At 69.1% G+C, this 15,940-nt stretch carries 14 protein-coding genes; 4 read left to right on the top strand and 10 right to left on the bottom strand.

What is annotated here, in order from left to right:
- Positions 1 to 4: 4 nt before the first annotated feature.
- From ACMV_RS03140 to panC, 9 genes are all read right to left on the bottom strand, one after another.
- Positions 5 to 1,564, bottom strand: coding sequence for an efflux transporter outer membrane subunit (locus tag ACMV_RS03140; RefSeq protein ID WP_013639523.1), 1,560 nt, complete (start codon positions 1,562 to 1,564; stop codon positions 5 to 7).
- Positions 1,554 to 3,104: a DHA2 family efflux MFS transporter permease subunit gene (locus ACMV_RS03135; RefSeq protein ID WP_011941608.1), complete on the bottom strand. Its 1,551-nt coding sequence runs from the start codon at positions 3,102 to 3,104 to the stop codon at positions 1,554 to 1,556. The genes ACMV_RS03140 and ACMV_RS03135 overlap by 11 nt, the downstream gene beginning before the upstream one ends.
- The gene (locus ACMV_RS03130; protein WP_013639522.1) at positions 3,101 to 4,147 is read right to left on the bottom strand and encodes an HlyD family secretion protein; all 1,047 of its coding nucleotides are present in this window, start codon (positions 4,145 to 4,147) and stop codon (positions 3,101 to 3,103) included. Before ACMV_RS03130 ends, ACMV_RS03135 begins: the two co-directional genes overlap by 4 nt.
- Before the next feature lie 871 nt (positions 4,148 to 5,018).
- Positions 5,019 to 5,945: a glycerophosphodiester phosphodiesterase gene (locus ACMV_RS03125; RefSeq protein ID WP_041664631.1), complete on the bottom strand. Its 927-nt coding sequence runs from the start codon at positions 5,943 to 5,945 to the stop codon at positions 5,019 to 5,021.
- A 15-nt stretch (positions 5,946 to 5,960) separates the two neighbouring features.
- A complete protein-coding gene (locus ACMV_RS03120) occupies positions 5,961 to 7,727 on the bottom strand; it encodes an ABC transporter ATP-binding protein/permease (RefSeq protein WP_007421454.1) in 1,767 nt (588 codons plus the stop codon).
- Complete coding sequence (locus ACMV_RS03115; protein ID WP_007421456.1) at positions 7,724 to 8,206, bottom strand: DUF1499 domain-containing protein; 483 nt, start codon at positions 8,204 to 8,206, stop codon at positions 7,724 to 7,726. Before ACMV_RS03115 ends, ACMV_RS03120 begins: the two co-directional genes overlap by 4 nt.
- Positions 8,206 to 8,538 carry a DUF3253 domain-containing protein gene (locus tag ACMV_RS03110; RefSeq protein ID WP_013639520.1) on the bottom strand — a complete coding sequence of 111 codons (333 nt, stop codon included), beginning with the start codon at positions 8,536 to 8,538 and terminating at the stop codon, positions 8,206 to 8,208. Before ACMV_RS03110 ends, ACMV_RS03115 begins: the two co-directional genes overlap by 1 nt.
- Before the next feature lie 51 nt (positions 8,539 to 8,589).
- A complete protein-coding gene (locus ACMV_RS03105; protein WP_158320258.1) occupies positions 8,590 to 9,492 on the bottom strand; it encodes an EAL domain-containing protein in 903 nt (300 codons plus the stop codon).
- Between the two features lie 114 nt (positions 9,493 to 9,606).
- Positions 9,607 to 10,443 (bottom strand): pantoate--beta-alanine ligase, encoded by an 837-nt coding sequence (panC, locus tag ACMV_RS03100; protein ID WP_013639518.1) that lies wholly within the window; start codon positions 10,441 to 10,443, stop codon positions 9,607 to 9,609.
- Between the two features lie 201 nt (positions 10,444 to 10,644).
- Here panC and cydD point away from each other — a divergent pair, with 201 nt between their 5' ends.
- The gene (gene cydD / locus ACMV_RS03095; protein ID WP_041664630.1) at positions 10,645 to 12,327 is read left to right on the top strand and encodes a thiol reductant ABC exporter subunit CydD; all 1,683 of its coding nucleotides are present in this window, start codon (positions 10,645 to 10,647) and stop codon (positions 12,325 to 12,327) included.
- Positions 12,327 to 13,970: a thiol reductant ABC exporter subunit CydC gene (gene cydC, locus ACMV_RS03090; protein ID WP_013639516.1), complete on the top strand. Its 1,644-nt coding sequence runs from the start codon at positions 12,327 to 12,329 to the stop codon at positions 13,968 to 13,970. The genes cydD and cydC overlap by 1 nt, the downstream gene beginning before the upstream one ends.
- 40 nt (positions 13,971 to 14,010) lie before the next feature.
- Here cydC and lpxC read toward each other — a convergent pair whose 3' ends face one another.
- Positions 14,011 to 14,961 (bottom strand): UDP-3-O-acyl-N-acetylglucosamine deacetylase, encoded by a 951-nt coding sequence (gene lpxC / locus ACMV_RS03085; RefSeq protein WP_013639515.1) that lies wholly within the window; start codon positions 14,959 to 14,961, stop codon positions 14,011 to 14,013.
- Here lpxC and ACMV_RS21105 point away from each other — a divergent pair.
- Both ACMV_RS21105 and ispD read left to right on the top strand, forming a co-directional pair.
- The gene (locus ACMV_RS21105; RefSeq protein WP_172637311.1) at positions 14,929 to 15,066 is read left to right on the top strand and encodes a hypothetical protein; all 138 of its coding nucleotides are present in this window, start codon (positions 14,929 to 14,931) and stop codon (positions 15,064 to 15,066) included. The genes lpxC and ACMV_RS21105 overlap by 33 nt on opposite strands.
- A 150-nt stretch (positions 15,067 to 15,216) precedes the next feature.
- Positions 15,217 to 15,912, top strand: a complete 696-nt coding sequence (gene ispD, locus ACMV_RS03080) for a 2-C-methyl-D-erythritol 4-phosphate cytidylyltransferase (protein ID WP_007421375.1) — start codon at positions 15,217 to 15,219, stop codon at positions 15,910 to 15,912.
- The last annotated feature ends 28 nt before the right edge of the window (positions 15,913 to 15,940 follow it).

The raw sequence follows: 15,940 nt of genomic DNA, 5'->3' as shown, positions 1-15,940 counted from the left end.
GGCGTCAGCCGGCCGCCGGCTCGTTTTGCTCCCAGCCGCCGCCGAGCGCCTGGTACAGCGAAACGAGATCGGTCGAGATCTTGGCCTGGCTCTGCGCCTGCGCCTGTTCGGCCGCCAGCTCCGATTGCTGCGCGGTGAGAACCTGCAGGTAGTCGATCAGGCCTTCGCGGTAGCGTTCCTGGGCGAGTGAAAGGGCGCGGCGGGTCTGGGTGACATCGGCCTGCAGCGCCGCCTGGGTCTTTTGCTCCTCGTCATAGGCGGTCAGCGCATTGTCGACCTGGTGGAAGGCGGTGAGCACGGTTTTCGCGTAGTTCACCGCGGCCTCGCGCTGCTGCGCCTTTCGCAGGTGGAGCTCGCCGCGCAGGCGCCCGCCCTCGAACAGGGGCATGGTGATCTGCGGGCCGATTGCGTAGGTGACGGCGGAGAGCTGGTTCAGGTTCGAGAATTGCAGCGCCTGCAGCGAAACCGAGCCGGCGAGGGAGATGTCGGGAAAGAAGCTCGCCGTCGCGACGCCGATCTCGGCGGTGGCCTGGTGCAGGCGGGCGGTCGCCTCGCGGATGTCCGGACGGCGCTGGAGCAGCTGGGAGGGCAGGCCGATCGGCACCACCGGGGGCACTGGCGGAATCGGCTTCGCGGTCACGAGCTGGGCGCGGAGCGCTTCCGGGCCCTCGCCGAGCAGCAGGCTGAGCTGGTTGATGTCCGCCGCGATCGCGGTTCGCAGGGTGGGGATCTGGGCGCGGACGGATTCGGCCTGGGCCTGGGCATCGGCGACGTCGAGCGCGTTGGCGAGGCCCGCCTGCTCGCGCTGGCGGGTCAGGTTGGCGATGTGCTCGGCGCTGGCGAGGTTGCGCCTGGTGATGGCGAGGACCGCCTGCTGGGCGCGCAGGTTGATGTAGTCGTGCGCCACCTCGGCCTCGGTATTGAGGAGGACGGCGCGGCGGGCATCGCGCGACGCCTGGACGGCGGCGAGCGAGGCCTCGACGGCGCGGCGGTTCTTGCCCCAGAGGTCGAAATCGAAGACCGAGGAGAAGCCGTACTGGAAGAGGTTGAAGGGCTGCAGCTCGGAGCCGGGCAGGCCGCCGCCGCCGATCGATGTCGAGCTGCCGCTGGCGGTGGAGCCGGCATTGGTGCTGGTCGAGGTCGATCCGCCGCCGCTGAGGGCGGTGAACACGCCCTTGTTGCTCGGCTTCTCGCGCGTGTAGGAGCCGGAGAAATTGAGGTTCGGGTAGAGGGCGGCACCCTCGATCTGCGCCTGGGCCTCGGCTTCGGCGAGGCGCTCGGTGGCGGCCTTCACGTCGAGATTGCGGGCGATGGCCTCGTGCTCCAGCGTGGTCAGAGCCGGATCGTCAAAGCTCTGCCACCAGGCGAGGTCGACCTTGCCCTGGCTGACCGTGTCCGGCGAGGTCAGCGCCGGACGATTGGCGAGAAAGGAAGCGGCCGTCCTGGTCCGGGGCGCGTGGAAATTCGGCCCGAGTTCGCAGCCGCCGAGCGCCAAGGCGGCGAGCATCGCCGTGCCCATGAGGGCGCGCCGGCGCAGGCGGGGAGCAAAAACCTCAGATCTCATAGACGACTCCTTCGGCAGCGGGACTCGACGGGGTGCTCAGCAGCAGCACGACCGGCCAGACCAGCAGGGCCATCAGGCCCAGAATGTGGAACAGGTCAAGATAGCTCATGAATGCTGCCTGATGTTGCACCGCCGCGCCGATCTGCGAAAGGGTCTGACCGTGCAGGCTGGCATACGGTGTGACGGACTCTGCCAGCCTGGCATGGTGGAACTGGGTGCGCCAGGCCAGCAGCGTGGTGACGAAGGAGATGCCGATGCTGCCGCCGATGTTGCGGACCTGGTTGATGATCGCCGAGGCGTCGCCGTTGCGGGCCGGCGGCAGGCCGACATAGGAGAGCGCCGAGATCGGGATGAACAGAAAGGGCAGCGCGATCACCTGCAGGACGCGATCGATCGAGATCGTATAGAACGAGGCATTCGGCGCGAGGTGGGACTGGAAGATCAGCGCGATGCCGGTTTCGACCAGGCCGCCGACCAGAAGCACCCGGGCGGGGATGATCCGGCCGGTGACGACGCCGGCCAGCGGCATCAGCCCGATCGTGGCGAGGCCGCCCAGCGCCAGCGCGAAACCCGCGGTTTCGGAGGAGTAGCCCATCAGCGTCTGGGTCAGCTGGGGCAGGAGCTGGGTGGTGCTGAGCAGGATGAAGCCGATCACGAACATCACGAGGCAGGAAATCGCGAAATTGCGATGGGCGAAGAGGCGCACGTTCACCACCGGCTCGGGGTGGCCCCATTCCCAGACGACCAGGGTGGAGAGCGAGACCGCCCAGACCGCGAACAGGCTGCGAATGAAGAAGCTGCCGAACCCGTCATCGATCGAGAACTTGTCGAGGAAGATCTGCAGCGCGCCGAAGCCGACGGCGACCAGCAGCAGGCCGAGCCAGTCGAAGCGCAGGCCGCCGGCGAGGCGCGCCGCGCGCTCGCGGACCAGAAGTTCCGGCTCGTCGACGAATATCGCGATCAGGGTGAAGGCGATCAGCCCGATCGGCAGGTTGATCAGGAACACCCAGTGCCACGAGAGATGGTCGGTCAGCCAGCCGCCGAGGATCGGGCCGGTGGCCGGGGCGACGATGATGACGAGGCCGAACACGGCGAAGACCTGGGCGCGCTTCTCGGCGGGGAAACTGTCGGCATACATCGACTGGGTGATGGGCTGCAGGCCGCCGCCGCCAAGCCCCTGAAGCACACGGGCGACGATCAGCATGGTCAGCGAGGTGGAGACCGCGCAGAAGACGGAACTCGCGGTGAACAGCGCCACGCAGATCAGGAACAGCCGCTTGCGGCCGACGACGTCCTGCAGCCAGCCGGTGATCGGCAGTATGATGCTGTTCGAGACGAGGTAGGAGGTCAGCACCCAGGTGCTTTCGTCGGGGCTGACCGCCAGCGAGCCGGCGATATGGGTGAGCGCGACATTGGCGATGGTGGTGTCGAGCACCTCCATGAACGGGGCGAGCGCCACCATCGCCACGATCAGCCAGGGGTTGTAGAGCCCCGCAGCCGAACGCGGCGTGTTCGGCCGGGAGGCGTAGAGCAGGCTCATTTGCCGCGGATGCGGATATAGGGCTCGACCGACATGCCCGGGGCCAGCAGGTAGCGGGAGATCCGGCTGTCATCGAACTCGATGCGGACCGGCACGCGCTGGACCACCTTCACGTAGTTGCCGGTGGCATTCTCGGCCGGCAGCAGGGAGAAGATGCTGCCGGTGCCGTGCTGGATGCTGGCGACCCGCGCGTGGAAGGCGACGCCCGGCACGGCATCGACATAGACATTCACGCTCTGGCCCGGGCGGATGGCGCCCAGCTCGGTTTCCTTGTAGTTCGCGGTGACCCAGACATGGTCGCCGACGACGGCCATCATCGCGGTGCCCGCGCCGACGACATTGCCGGTGCGGACGGTCTTCTTGGCCACCCAGCCGGAAACCGGGGCCCGGATCTCGGTATAGCCGAGTTCGAGCCGGGCATTCTCGACCGCGACGCCGGCGGCCTTCACCGAGGCGTCCGCCGCGGCGACGGCGGCCTGCGCGGCCTTGACCTGCTGGCGCGCCGCATCGGTGCGGGCGACGGCGGCGCGCAGATCGGCCGCAATGGCGTCGCGCGTCGTGGGCGTGACCGCGCGGGGGTCGACCTTCGCGTAGCGCGCCTCGTCGCGCTTCGCCCGGAAGAGGGTCGCGTCGGCCACCTCGACATTGGCGCGCGCCTCGGCGAGATCGGCCTCGCGGGCGCCGAGCTGGGCCTGGGCCTGGGCCCGTTCGGCCTCGGCCCGGTCGAGCGCCACTTTCTGCGTGCCGTCATCGAGGCGGACCAGAAGCTGGCCGCGGACGACATGCTGGTTGTCCTTGACGAGCACGGCGACGACCTGACCGGAGATGCGCGGGGCGATCTGGTGGATCGAGCCGTCGATCTCGGCGTCGGTGGTCGAGGCGAAATCCCTGGTGCGCCACCAGTAGACGAGGCTGGCGCCGGCGAGGCCAAGCAGCACCAGGACCAGAATGATGAAGGGCCGGCGGCTCCTGCGCGAGCCGTCGACCGGTGTGGCCCGCGAGACCGCTGGGCGATTCTCGCTTCTCTCCTTCAATTCGTTCATGGAATGACCTTATCCCATCGCCGGATCGGCTGTCACCGGGCGCCAAGGCGCCATGGCCTGGCTCCACCCGCACAGCGCGCGGAACGATGCTTCCGTAACGGGAATGGCGCGGCGCGTCGATGGAAAATCCATAAATTAATAAAGTTTTAGCCTCAATGCCGATTCGGCTTGCAAACCGAACCGGGAGACATGATACTACCTAAGGTAGTAATTTGCAGTGTGCTACTATCGGGATGGATGAAAAATGACGCATTTTCAGACGATGGACGCTTTCGTGCGCGAACGGATCCGGGCCTGGCCGCAGACGCCTCCCGGCCTCGAACACGCGGATCCGCGCGGCCGCGGCGTGTGGCTCAAGGCCCGGCCGGGGCCGGCGATGGAAAACGACGCCCCGTCGCTGAAAATTCCAGGCGCCTCCCGCATGCGGACCTTCCCGGACGGGCTGTGGCTCTGGTTCGGCGGAACCGGCGCCGATCCCTATGTGGACATTTTCGCCGTCGAGGTCTGCGGCAGCCTGCAGAACCTGCTCGACAAGCGGTCCCGCTACACGCCGAGCCTGCATTCGCTGCTGGTCTCCTGCCCGGCCGTGTGGCTCCGCCGGCCGGTCGACGAGCGCGACGCGACGCCGCGCTGGGAGCGCGCCGGCCTGTTCGACACCGCCCCCGAGACCGCAATTGCCTTGCCGGTGCGCGACATGCGCGTGCTCTACGCGCTCAAGACCAAGCATTTCCGGGAGTTCGCGGCATGCAATATCGCCCACGCGCATGAGCTGTTCGCGCCGGTCGACATTCTGCTCGACGAGGACGGCTGGCGGGCGCCGGCGCTGCGTCAGTTCCTGTTCCACGCCGCGCGGCGGGCGAATTTCTGGGATTCAGCGTGCCATGGCAGCGACGAAGCCGGGGCCGGCGACCTGCAGGCCGGCGCGCCCGATGGCGGCGCGCGCGAGATCAGGCCGGTCGGAAATCATGCCGTCCACGCCAAGCCGGATCATCCGGTCAAACGCCTCCGGCGCATTGACCGTCCAGGGCAGCACGGCGAGGCCGAGCGCATGAGCCTCACGGACATCGTCCTCCTCGAGCGTGGCATGAAACGGCGCCCAGCACACGGCGCCCGTGGCAGCCACGGCGCGCGGGAGATTGCCGCCAAATGCGCCTAGGTCGCAGCCATCGAGCCAGAGCGGGCCGGCGCTGACCGTCTCCGGCTCGGTCAGGCAGCAGCGGCGCAGCGCCGGCGCCGCCGCCGCCGCCGCACGCAGCACCCGCCAGTCAAAGGCGAAGAGCACGGCCCGGTCGAGCGCGTCGTGCCGGTTGAGGCAGGCGATCACCGCCTGGGCGATCCCCTCGGGCGGCGCGGTGAGGCCGGGACGGTCGGGGAAGGTTTTCACCTCGATCAGCAGATCCCGCCCGGACAGCGCGGCGATCACGGCATCGAGGGTGGGAATTCGCGCGCCGTCGGCGGGCGTCTGCTCCGGGTAGCGCGCCGCGTAGTCCGATCCCGGCCGCAGGCGGCCGACATCGAAGGTGCCTAGATCGGCGAGGGTGCGCTCGCGCAGCAGGGGGGCGGCATCCGGCGCGAGCCAGGCGCCGTCGGCATCGCGCGCGATATCGGGATTGAGGCGGGGATCGTGATGCACGACCGCGACGCCGTCGGCGGTAAGGCCGACATCGAATTCCGCGCCGGTCAGGTCGAGCGCGGCGATGCTCGCGAAGCCCTCCAGCGTGTTCTCCGGCAACAGGCCTCGGGCGCCGCGATGGCCGAACAGCGCCATGGGGCGCGGGGAAGGCATTCGCTCATTCATGCGGTCGCTCCGTGATCAGGCTGTTTCGGCTTCGTCGACACGGGCATGGCCGCCCTCGCCCCGCCTGACCCGCAACCGCCGCGGGTGCAGGCGAATGACGCTGTCATGATGGGCGATCGAGACGATCTGCGTCGCCGGCAGGCGGGCGCGCAGCATCGCGAAGAGGCTGGCGGCGGCCTCCTCGTCGAGCGCGGACAGCGCCTCGTCGAGGAACAGCCAGTCCGGCTTCGCGACCAGCACGCGCGCGAGAGCGAGACGCTGCTGCTCGCCGCCGGACATGCGGAGCGACCAGTTGTCGACATGTTCAAGGCGCAGGCCGAGCCCGCCGAGACCGACATCATCGAGCGCGGCGCGCACCGCCTCGTCGTCCACATCGTATTCCTGCTGCGGATAGGCGACGGCGCGCTTGAGCGAGCCGAGCGGAAAATAGGGCTTCTGGGGAAGGAACATCGCCGTGCCGGACGGCCGGGAGACCCGGCCTCGGCCGAACGGCCAGATGCCGGCGAGCGCGCGGAACAGGGTCGATTTGCCGGTGCCGGAGGGGCCGGTGATCACGACCGGTTCGCCGCGCTCGATCGCGAGGTTGGCGCCGGCGAACAGCTCGCGCCCGTCGGGCAGGGAGACGGTCAGGTCCTCGGCGTGCAGCGCGGCATCCGCCGCCACGGCGACGTGGTCGGGCCGGTGCGCGTGCGCCAGCTTCACCGCGCGCTCGAACCCGTCGAGACGCTGCACGGTGGCGCGCCAGCCGACCAGTTGCGGGTAGGACGAGACGAACCAGGAGAACGAGCCCTGCACGTTGCCGAAGATGTTGTTGATCTGCAGCAGCAGGCCGAGGGTGAACAGGCCGGAGAAATAACCGGGGGCGGCGATCAGGATCGGGAAGATGATCGCCACCTGGCTGAAGCCGATGGTGAAGAAGTTCAGCGCCTTGGTGCGCTTCATGATCTTCCACCAGTTCAGGTAGATCGCATGGAAGCGCTGCTTGAGGCCGACGCCTTCCTCGGCCTCGCCGCCATAAAGCGCGATCTGCTCGGTGTTCTCGCGCACGCGGATCAGGTTGAAGCGGAAATCGGCGTCGACCTGCTGCTGCTGGAAGCTCAGCGGGATCAGTTTCCAGCCGATCACATGGGTCAGGTAGGTGCCGACCAGCGAGTAGATGATCGCGATCCAGACCAGGTAGCCGGGGATGACCAGACCAAGGAGATGCAGCGGCGGCACCAGGAACCAGAGCACGAAGATGAAGCTGAGCAGGTTCACGATGTTCGAGATGAAGCTGATGCCGAGCGAGAGGTTGTTCGAGACGAAGCTGCGCAGGTCATCGGCGATGCGCTGGTCGGGGTTGTCGAGCGGGCTGCCGGCCTCGGCCTTCAGGCTGAGCTGGTAATGGGCGCGGTTGCCCAGCCAGTCGGTGACGAAATTCTCGGTGATCCAGCGGCGCCAGCGGATCTCCAGCATCTGCTGGAGGTAGAAGGCGTAGACGCCGACCAGGATGTTGAAGGTCGCGATCTCGGTGAAGCCGGGGACGAACCAGGGATAGCCCTTGATCATCTTGTAGGTGAAGATCGACTGCCAGAAACCCGCGGCGTCCTTCGCCTGCAGCGCGTTGTAGAAGATCTTGTACCAGTAGGAGAACAGGACGTTGAGATAGACCGAGATCAGGTTGAGCGCGATGATGGTGCCGAGCAGGGCCAGCGCCGCCCAGCGTTCTTCCGAGCTGAAATAGGGCTTGGCGAGGCGCCAGGCATCGGCGAGCGCGGCACCGACCGCTCGGAGGAATTTCATGGATGGGCCTCCGCCGCCCGGCCGATCGCCGAGAGCCAGCGCTGGAGGCGCGCCGCGTTCGTGCCGAAATCGGAATAGCCGTAGATCGAGTGGGAATAGAGGATGAGATCGCTGCCGCCGGCCGGGTCGGGGCGGATCTGGGCGATCACCACGTCGGGGAAATTGGCCGCCGGCGTGCGGGCCACCCAGGCCTGCTGCAGCCGGTCGGGAAAGGCGTCGAGCGTGTAGGTGCGTGGCTCGGCGCCGGCGACACGCGCGACCAGCGCGTAAAGCGCGGCAGGGGGCAGAGCGTAGCGCGGCGTGTCAAAGGCGGGTTTCGGGATGAAGCCGGCGGGGGCTGCAAGCGCCTTGTTCGGCGATGACGGCAGCGTGAGATGCGTGAAATCGACGAAACCGGGCGGCTTGACCCCGGCAGCCCCGGCCTTGCCGCAGGCAGGGAAGATCAGACTCAGCAGCAGCGGCAGGATGCCAACGGCCATCAGGTTTCCTCCGTTGTTTCGGCCTCGACGCCGGGCAGGCGCAGACGGATCACGCCGCGCATCGCGTCGGGGTCGACGGCCCTGCCCTTGCGAAGGATGATGATTTCGCCCCGGCGCGCAAGATCCCGGGCGGCACGGCGGACGGCGGCAAGATGGCGGCGCCAGGCGTCCGGCGCGGTTTCGCCGCGCGCGGCGGCGATCTGGCGGGCGGCATCGGTCGGACAGATCGAGGCGCCCGGACGGCGGTCCGCAAGGGTGGCGCGGATGGCGCGGCCAGCCTCGTCGGGAGTCGCGGGGGCGGAAGGCCTGGCGGAATGCGGAACGGCGGTCATCGCGCATTCTCTGGCCCGGATCGGGGCCTCGGGCAAGTTCCGGTGGCGGGTTCAGCCGTTCAGCCGCAGCCGCGCGCGCATCACATCCGCCGGCAATGCCGGGCCGACCCACGGTCCCTGAGCCTGGCCGATGCCGAGTTCGCGGGCCTTCTGCAATTCCGTCTCGGTCTCGATCCCGTCGATCGAGACGAGGACGTCGTAGCGGCGCGCAATATCGATCGCGGCACGGATCAGCACCACGTCCGGTCCGGCCGGATCGTTCACGAGCGCATGCGCCAGCCGGCGATCGAGCTTGAGGCCGGTGAACGGGAGCCGGGAGAGCAGCGCGAGGCCGCCGAACGCGTTCCCAAACCCTTCGAGGGTGACGCCGATTCCGGCTTCGCGCAGGCTGGCGATCTGCTGTTGCAACAGATCACCGCCGATGACGAGTTCGGCCTCGTCGATCAGGATGTCGATCCGGTGCGGCTCGATGCCCAGGGGATCCAAGGTCTGCAGCGCGACCTCGCCGATCAGGCCGTCCGCCAGCGCATGGCCGGACATCGGCACCGAAATCTGCCAGCGCGGCGGCCCGCAGGCCAGTTCTTCCGCCGCGATGCGCAGCGTGTGGCATAACATCTCGTGGCGAAGCGGCGCGCGGTCGATCCCGCGGAGGAGCGGCGCCACGGGCATGAGCCCGCGGCGGCGATTCGGCAGGCCGAGCCACAGTTCGGCCGAGACGAAGCCATCGCCGGGGGACGCGAGATCGAGCCGCGGCAGGTAGCGCAGAACAAAGCTGTCATTGCGGAGAGCCTCGGCGAGGCGGGCGGCGCGCTTGCGCTGCTCGCCCGCCTCGAGCCGGCGAAGCGAGGCGCGTTCCCGACGCTCCGACTCGGTCCGCCCGGCGACAGGACGGCGCGACTGCACGGGCATCAGGCCAGAGGACGGCTGAAGGTCCGGAGACTGGGGTAAACTCAAGCGCCTTTGCTCCATCACGGCTGAACACCTGGCAGTGATGATGGCGCAGCGAGGTAAAATATAGCTTAACGGTGCAACATAAATGCGACCATCATCCTGCGGCGTCTCGATTTTTCAGACTGCGACCGTGTCGAGCAGGCGGGTCGTGCCGAGCCGCGCGGCGGCGAGAAGACGGGCGCCGTCGTCCGGAGCGGTCAGCGGCGCGAGGGTCCCGGCGTCCACCAGTTCGAGATAGTCGACGATGAAGCCGCCCTCAGCGAGCGCCCGCCGGCCGGCGGCCAGCGCCGCCGCCGCGGGCTCGCCGTCACGCAGGGCGGCGCGCACCCGGCGGAGCACCTGGTGGAGAAGCGGGGCACGGGCGCGGTCCGCAGGGTCGAGATAGCGGTTGCGCGATGACATGGCGAGGCCATCCTTCTCGCGCAGGGTGGGGCCGACAACGATCTCGACCGGCAGGAACAGGTCGGCCGCGACGCGGCGGATTACCTGCACCTGCTGCCAGTCCTTCTCGCCGAAATAGGCGGCATCGGGACGGACCTGGCCGAGGAGCTTGACCACCACCGTCGCGACGCCGCGGTAGTGGCCGGGACGGACCGCGCCCTCAAGCACGACGGACAGGCCGGCAACCTCGACCGAGGTGGCATCGCCGGGCGGATACATCGTGGAGACCTCGGGCAGCCAGGCCAGCGCGCACCCGGCTTCGGCGAGCAGGGCGCAGTCGCGCTCGGGGTCGCGCGGGTAGCGGGTGAAGTCCTCGTTCGGACCGAACTGGGTGGGGTTGACGAAAATCGACGCCGCAACGACGTGGCCGGCCTCGCGCGCGGCGCGGATGAGCGAGAGATGCCCCTCATGCAGCGCGCCCATGGTCGGCACCAGGGCGAGGCGGGCGCGGCCACCATCCGTCAGCGCCGCGCGGGCGGCGCGGAGGTCCGGAACATTGCGGACGATCTGCATGCTGTCTCTCCGTGAACGGCCACGAGTTGCCGGGGGTTTTTGGGCGAAACCGGTCGCGGCGTCCATGCCCGGCAGCGGGCATGCGGCATGACGGAAGCGGCGGCGTGACATATTCGTGAAAACATAAACAATCCGCGAGCCAACCGACCGGCAGGAGATGCCGCGCTTTTGAAATGGGCGAACTGCTTATATGTAGCCAGCATGGCACGGCAATCGTCTCCCGCGAAACAGTGGATCCGTCAGGAAATCAGGCTTGGAGGACGGCGCGCGCGGCTCGCGATCGGGCTCGGCGTCGCCTCGGTGCTGGTTGCGATCGGGCAGATCGCCTGCGCGGCCGGGTTGCTTGCCGCCGCGATCGCACCGGGGCGGCTGCCGACGGCGCTCCTTGGACTCGGCTTCGTCACCGCCGCCCTGGTGCGGGCCGCGCTGGTCGTCGGGCAGGAACACGAGGCGAGCCGGCTCGGCATCGCCGCGCGCCGGCGGCTGCGCAGCGATACGCTGGGACGGCTGATGAGCGCCGGGCCGGGGCTGCTGCGCGGGCGGCATTCGGCAGAACTCTCGATCATCGTCGTCGACCGGATCGAGGCGATGAACGGGCTCCACGGACGCTGGCTTCCTGCGGCGCGGCTCGCCGCGATCGGACCGGCGCTCGTCGCTCTCGCCGCGGCGATCGCCGACTGGCGCAGCGGTGTGATCCTCGCATGCGCCGGCCTCCTGGTGCCGATGTTCATGGCGATCACCGGAATTGGCACCGGCGTCGCGGCCCGGCGACAGTTCACCGCCATGACGCGCCTGCAGACCCGCTTCCTGGACCGTGTGCGCGGCATCGCCACCATTGTGCTGGCGGGGCGCGCCGAAACCGAGGCCGCAGCGCTTGGGCGCGCCGCGGACGAACTGCGCCTGCGCACGATGCGCATATTGCGGGTTGCCTTTCTCAACGCCACCGCGCTCGACCTGCTTGCCGCGGCGGCACTGGTTGGAATTGCCATCCGGTTCGCAGGCCCGCTGCTCGCCGGCCAGACGGCGCTGGCGCCGACCGCATTGTTCTGCGTGTTGCTGGTGCCGGAATTCTTCGCGCCGTTCCGCGCCTTCTCGGCCGTGTATCAGGACCGGATGACGGCACAGACCGCGGCCGAAGACCTTGTCGGCCTGCCCGAACCGGCGGTGGCGGCGGTGCCGCCGGACGCGATCCGCAATGTGCCAGCCCAGGGCATCACCATCGCCTTTGAAGGCGTCGGCTTCGCCTGGGACCAGGAACGCGGCCCCGTGCTGCGGGATCTGAGCTTCCAGTTGCCCGCGGGCGAGACGATGATGCTGGTCGGCCCGTCGGGATCGGGGAAATCGACCATCATCGAGCTGCTGCTTGGCTATATCCGGCCGCAATCGGGGCGGATTACGCTGAACGGCGCACCGATCGAGACGATCGTGCCGACAGCGCTCGCCCGCATGACGGCGCTCATCAGCCAGCGGCCGGTGCTGTTCGCCGGGACGATCGAGGAGAACATCCGGCTCGGGCGACCGGAAGCGAGCGAGGCCGAACTGCTGGAGGCGGTGCGCCTTGCGCGCGTGAACGAATTTGCCGAGCGGCTGCCGGAGGGGCTGGCGACGCGGATCGGCGAAGGCGGCTACGGGCTGTCGGGCGGGCAGGCGCAGCGGATCGCCATTGCCCGCGCCTTTCTCAAGGACGCCAGCCTGTTGCTGCTCGACGAACCGACCGCGCAGCTCGATCCGGCGACGGAGCGCGAGGTGGTGGAAAGCCTCAAGCGGCTGGCGATCGGGCGGACCGTGGTGCTGGCCAGCCACGCGGCCTTCGCGCATGAATTCAGCGGCCGCAAGCTCGATCTTGGCGCGGCACAGACCGCGCGGCTCGAGGGGGTGGCGTGATGACGGACTCCGTGCTGGCGCCGTTGCTGCGGGTGATCCTGATCTGGCGGCGGCAGGCGCCGGCGATCGTGTTCGGCGCGCTGGTGGCGCTGGCCTCGCTTGCCGCCGGGATCGCGCTGATGGCGGCGGCCGGCCACTATATCGCCGCCGCCGCGCTCGGCATCACCCTCGCGGTACCGGTGGCGCTGGAGGTGACCGGCGTCGCGCGGGTCGTGCTGCGCTATCTTGAACGGCTGACGACGCATGACGCGACATTCCGCGCGCTGGCGGCGCTGCGGCTCTGGTTCTACCGCGGGCTCGCGCGCAGCGCCGCCGGCGGCCTTGGCTTCCGCCGCTCCGGGGATGTGCTGGCGCGGCTGGTGAACGACATCGAGGCGCTGGACGGCGTGCTGCTGCGCCTGCTGATCCCCCTGCTCGGGGCGGCGATGCTGGTGCCGGTGCTGCTGGTCGCGGTCGGGCGCGACGACGATACCGCCGCCGCCCTGGTGCTCGTGCTCTTCGCCGTGGTCGCCTTCGTGATGCCGTGGCGGGCAATGCTCGCGGCGCGGGCGGCCGCGGCGGACGAGACCGAGGCGGGCGGCGCATTGCGGGTTTCGGTTCTCGATACGCTGACCGGACTCCGCGAAATCAAGGTCTACGAGGCCGAGGGCCGGATGCTCGCCGGCGTGCAATGGCAGGAATCGCGGCTGTTCCGCGCCGAACGCGACCTCGCCGCGCGCGGAGGGGCGCTCCAGGGCCTCGCGTTTCTGGCCACCCAGGCGGCACTGCTTGCGGTGCTGCTGATTCATGGCGCGAATCCGGTCGCGGTGGTGGTGGCGGTGTTCGTCGTCGTTGCCGCCTTCGAGGTAGTGGGCGGCATGCCCCGGGCGGGCGTGACGGCGGGCCGCGCCTCCGCCGCCGCCTCACGCGTTCTGCAGGCCGCCGAGGCCGAGCCGCGGGTGCGCGACCCGGCGCGGCCGGCGCCGATGCCGGGGAGCAACGCGCTCGCCTTCGAACATGTCGCCTTCCGCTGGACACCGGAGGGGCAGGCGGTGTTCGAGGATCTGTCGCTCGATATACCGGCGGGATCTCGTATCGCGGTGCTCGGGCCGTCCGGGGCGGGCAAGTCCACACTCGCGGCGCTGGCCCTCAAACTGGTTTCGCCGGATGAAGGACAGATCCGGCTCGGCGGCACCGATATTGCCACGCTGCGCTCGGCCGATGTGCGAAGGCGGATCGCGTGGCTGTCGCAGACGACGCATCTGTTCGCCGACACGATCCGCAACAACCTGCTGATTGGCCGCGACGATGCGGATGACGACGCGCTTTGGGCCGCGCTGGAGGCGGCTCGTATCGCCGATATGGTGCGCGCCCTGCCGGACGGGCTGGAGGCCTGGGTGGGCGAGCAGGGATCGCAGTTCTCGGGCGGCCAGGGCCGACGCCTCGCGCTGGCGCGCACGCTGCTGAGCCCGGCGCCGATCCTGATCCTCGACGAGCCGTGTTCGGGCCTCGATCTCGAGACCGAGCGCGCTTTCCTCGCGACGCTGAACAACACGCTGGAGGGGCGCACCGTGCTGATGATCACCCACCGGCTGACCGGGGTCGAAAGACTAGACCGGGTTTACCGGCTGCAGAACGGCAGGCTGACGCCGGCGGCCAGATGATCAGGAGTTATGGCAGCGCCGCGGGCGGTGGCGCCCCGCGTCACGCAACGGCGGCGAGGTCCGGCTCCGCCACGCCGGCGAAGCGGTAGTTCGCACGATCGGCGAACAGGGCGCGGAGCAGCAGATTGTTGAGCCGGTGGCCGGTGCGGGCACCGACAAAGCGGCCGCGGATCGCGGCGCCAGCGAGGGCGAGATCGCCCACCACGTCGAGCAGCTTGTGGCGGACGAATTCATCCGGGCTGCGCAGGCCCTCGGGGTTGATCACCTCATCGCCGTCGACCACCACGGCGTTGGCGAGCGTGCCGCCGAGGGCAAGCCCGGCCTCGCGCAGGCGATCGATGTCCTGCTTCATGGTGAACGTGCGGGCGCGGGCCAGTTCGGCAGCGAAGCTCTCGGGCGTGATCTCGAGCGAGAGGGCCTGGCGGCCGATGGCACGGGCGGGAAAGTCGATCTGGAGCGCGGCGGAGAAGCCATATTCGCCTTGCGCCGCGGGCCGCAGCTCGGCGAAGGCAGAGCCGTCGCTCACGCGGACCGGGCGGCGGATTTCGATGATGTCGCGCGGCAAGCCTGTCTCGACGATGCCGGCACAGTTGAGAAGGAAGACGAACTCGGCCGCCGACCCGTCCAGGATGGGGATTTCCGGGCCATCGACCTCGACCAGCGCATCGTCGATACCGAGGCCTGCGAGCGCGGCCATCACATGCTCGACCGTGCCGATACGCGCCTCCGGCCGGGCCGGATCGGCCAGCACGGTGCAGAGCCTGGTGTCGGCCACGAGATCGTGACGGGCCGGAATCGTGACGCCGAGATCGGTCCGGCGGAAGCGGATGCCGCTGCCCGGCTCGGCGGCGGCAAAACGCAAATTCACCTCCTGGCCGCCGTGCAGCCCGACGCCGCGGCAGGAGATCGCCGCTCTCAGCCCACGTCGCGGCACCGGGACATCCTGCCCGGGTGCGACATGGCCATGAAACTGTGCGGCGGCATACATCATCTAATAGAAGCCTTGTCGGTGAGCGCAGGATGGCCGACCGCCATCCTTATTGCGCTGCAAACTAGCCCGGTCGGACGTTATGGGGAAATCAATGAATATTTCTGATTATTTCTGTATAAGCCTATGATTTTGTTGTTTTCGTGGCGGGGCTGACATAATCCGATCACAAGCCCGCGCCAGGCGGTTTGCCTTTGCCGGCCGGTTCTGCTTTCAGGGAGCCGAAGCGCGGCGCCGCCGCGCCGAGCCGGGGACCGCATGACCGTTGCACTGATCGTCGCCGCCGGCCGGGGCCATCGCCTCGGCGGGCCCATTCCAAAACAGTATCGCCTGCTCGACGGCGTGCCGATCCTTCGCCGCACGGCGGAGGCACTGCGCCGGCATGCCTCGATGCGCGCCGTGTTCGTGGTGATCAATCCGGCGGATCGCGCGCTGTATGACGAGGCGATGTCGGGGCTTGGCCTGCCGGAACCGGTCGCTGGCGGCGCCTCGCGGCAGGAATCGGTGCGCAACGGGCTTGAGGCGATCGCCAGCGTCGCACCGGAGAGGGTGCTGATCCATGACGGGGTGCGGCCGTTCGTGGCGCCGGACGTGATCGGCGCGGTGATCGGCGCGCTCGACCGCGTGCCGGGCGCCGTGGTCGGCGTGCCGGTGACCGATACGCTGAAACGCTGCAGCGGCGCGATCGTGACCGGCACGGTGGACCGCGCCGATCTGTGGCGGGCACAGACGCCGCAGGGGTTCCGCTATGACGCAATTCTCGGCGCGCACCGGCTGGCGCAGACGGCGCATCGGGGGCGGGATTTCACCGATGACTGCGCGGTCGCCGAACTCGCGGGGCTGGCGATCGAGATGGTTCCGGGCAGCGAGGAGAATTTCAAGATCACCACGGAGGCCGACCTGCTGCGGGCCGAGGCGCTGCTTCGCGAACGGGCGCGCGCACTCGCGGGATAGGGCCGCCCTGCCCTGCCCGGCCCCGGCG

Source organism: Acidiphilium multivorum AIU301, from assembly GCF_000202835.1.
In the GTDB taxonomy this organism is placed as follows: domain Bacteria; phylum Pseudomonadota; class Alphaproteobacteria; order Acetobacterales; family Acetobacteraceae; genus Acidiphilium; species Acidiphilium multivorum.
The sequence above is the reverse complement of the archived record's forward strand: the minus strand, read 5'-3'. Positions and strand labels throughout refer to the sequence as shown.

Coding starts and splice junctions, on each gene's coding strand:
- ACMV_RS03140 (WP_013639523.1), bottom strand. CDS start 1,564: ATGAGATCTGAGGTTTTTGCTCCCCGCCTGCGCCGGCGCGCCCTCATG.
- ACMV_RS03135 (WP_011941608.1), bottom strand. CDS start 3,104: ATGAGCCTGCTCTACGCCTCCCGGCCGAACACGCCGCGTTCGGCTGCG.
- ACMV_RS03130 (WP_013639522.1), bottom strand. CDS start 4,147: ATGAACGAATTGAAGGAGAGAAGCGAGAATCGCCCAGCGGTCTCGCGG.
- ACMV_RS03125 (WP_041664631.1), bottom strand. CDS start 5,945: ATGAATGAGCGAATGCCTTCCCCGCGCCCCATGGCGCTGTTCGGCCAT.
- ACMV_RS03120 (WP_007421454.1), bottom strand. CDS start 7,727: ATGAAATTCCTCCGAGCGGTCGGTGCCGCGCTCGCCGATGCCTGGCGC.
- ACMV_RS03115 (WP_007421456.1), bottom strand. CDS start 8,206: ATGGCCGTTGGCATCCTGCCGCTGCTGCTGAGTCTGATCTTCCCTGCC.
- ACMV_RS03110 (WP_013639520.1), bottom strand. CDS start 8,538: ATGACCGCCGTTCCGCATTCCGCCAGGCCTTCCGCCCCCGCGACTCCC.
- panC (WP_013639518.1), bottom strand. CDS start 10,443: ATGCAGATCGTCCGCAATGTTCCGGACCTCCGCGCCGCCCGCGCGGCG.
- cydD (WP_041664630.1), top strand. CDS start 10,645: ATGGCACGGCAATCGTCTCCCGCGAAACAGTGGATCCGTCAGGAAATC.
- cydC (WP_013639516.1), top strand. CDS start 12,327: ATGACGGACTCCGTGCTGGCGCCGTTGCTGCGGGTGATCCTGATCTGG.
- ACMV_RS21105 (WP_172637311.1), top strand. CDS start 14,929: ATGGCCATGAAACTGTGCGGCGGCATACATCATCTAATAGAAGCCTTG.
- lpxC (WP_013639515.1), bottom strand. CDS start 14,961: ATGATGTATGCCGCCGCACAGTTTCATGGCCATGTCGCACCCGGGCAG.
- ispD (WP_007421375.1), top strand. CDS start 15,217: ATGACCGTTGCACTGATCGTCGCCGCCGGCCGGGGCCATCGCCTCGGC.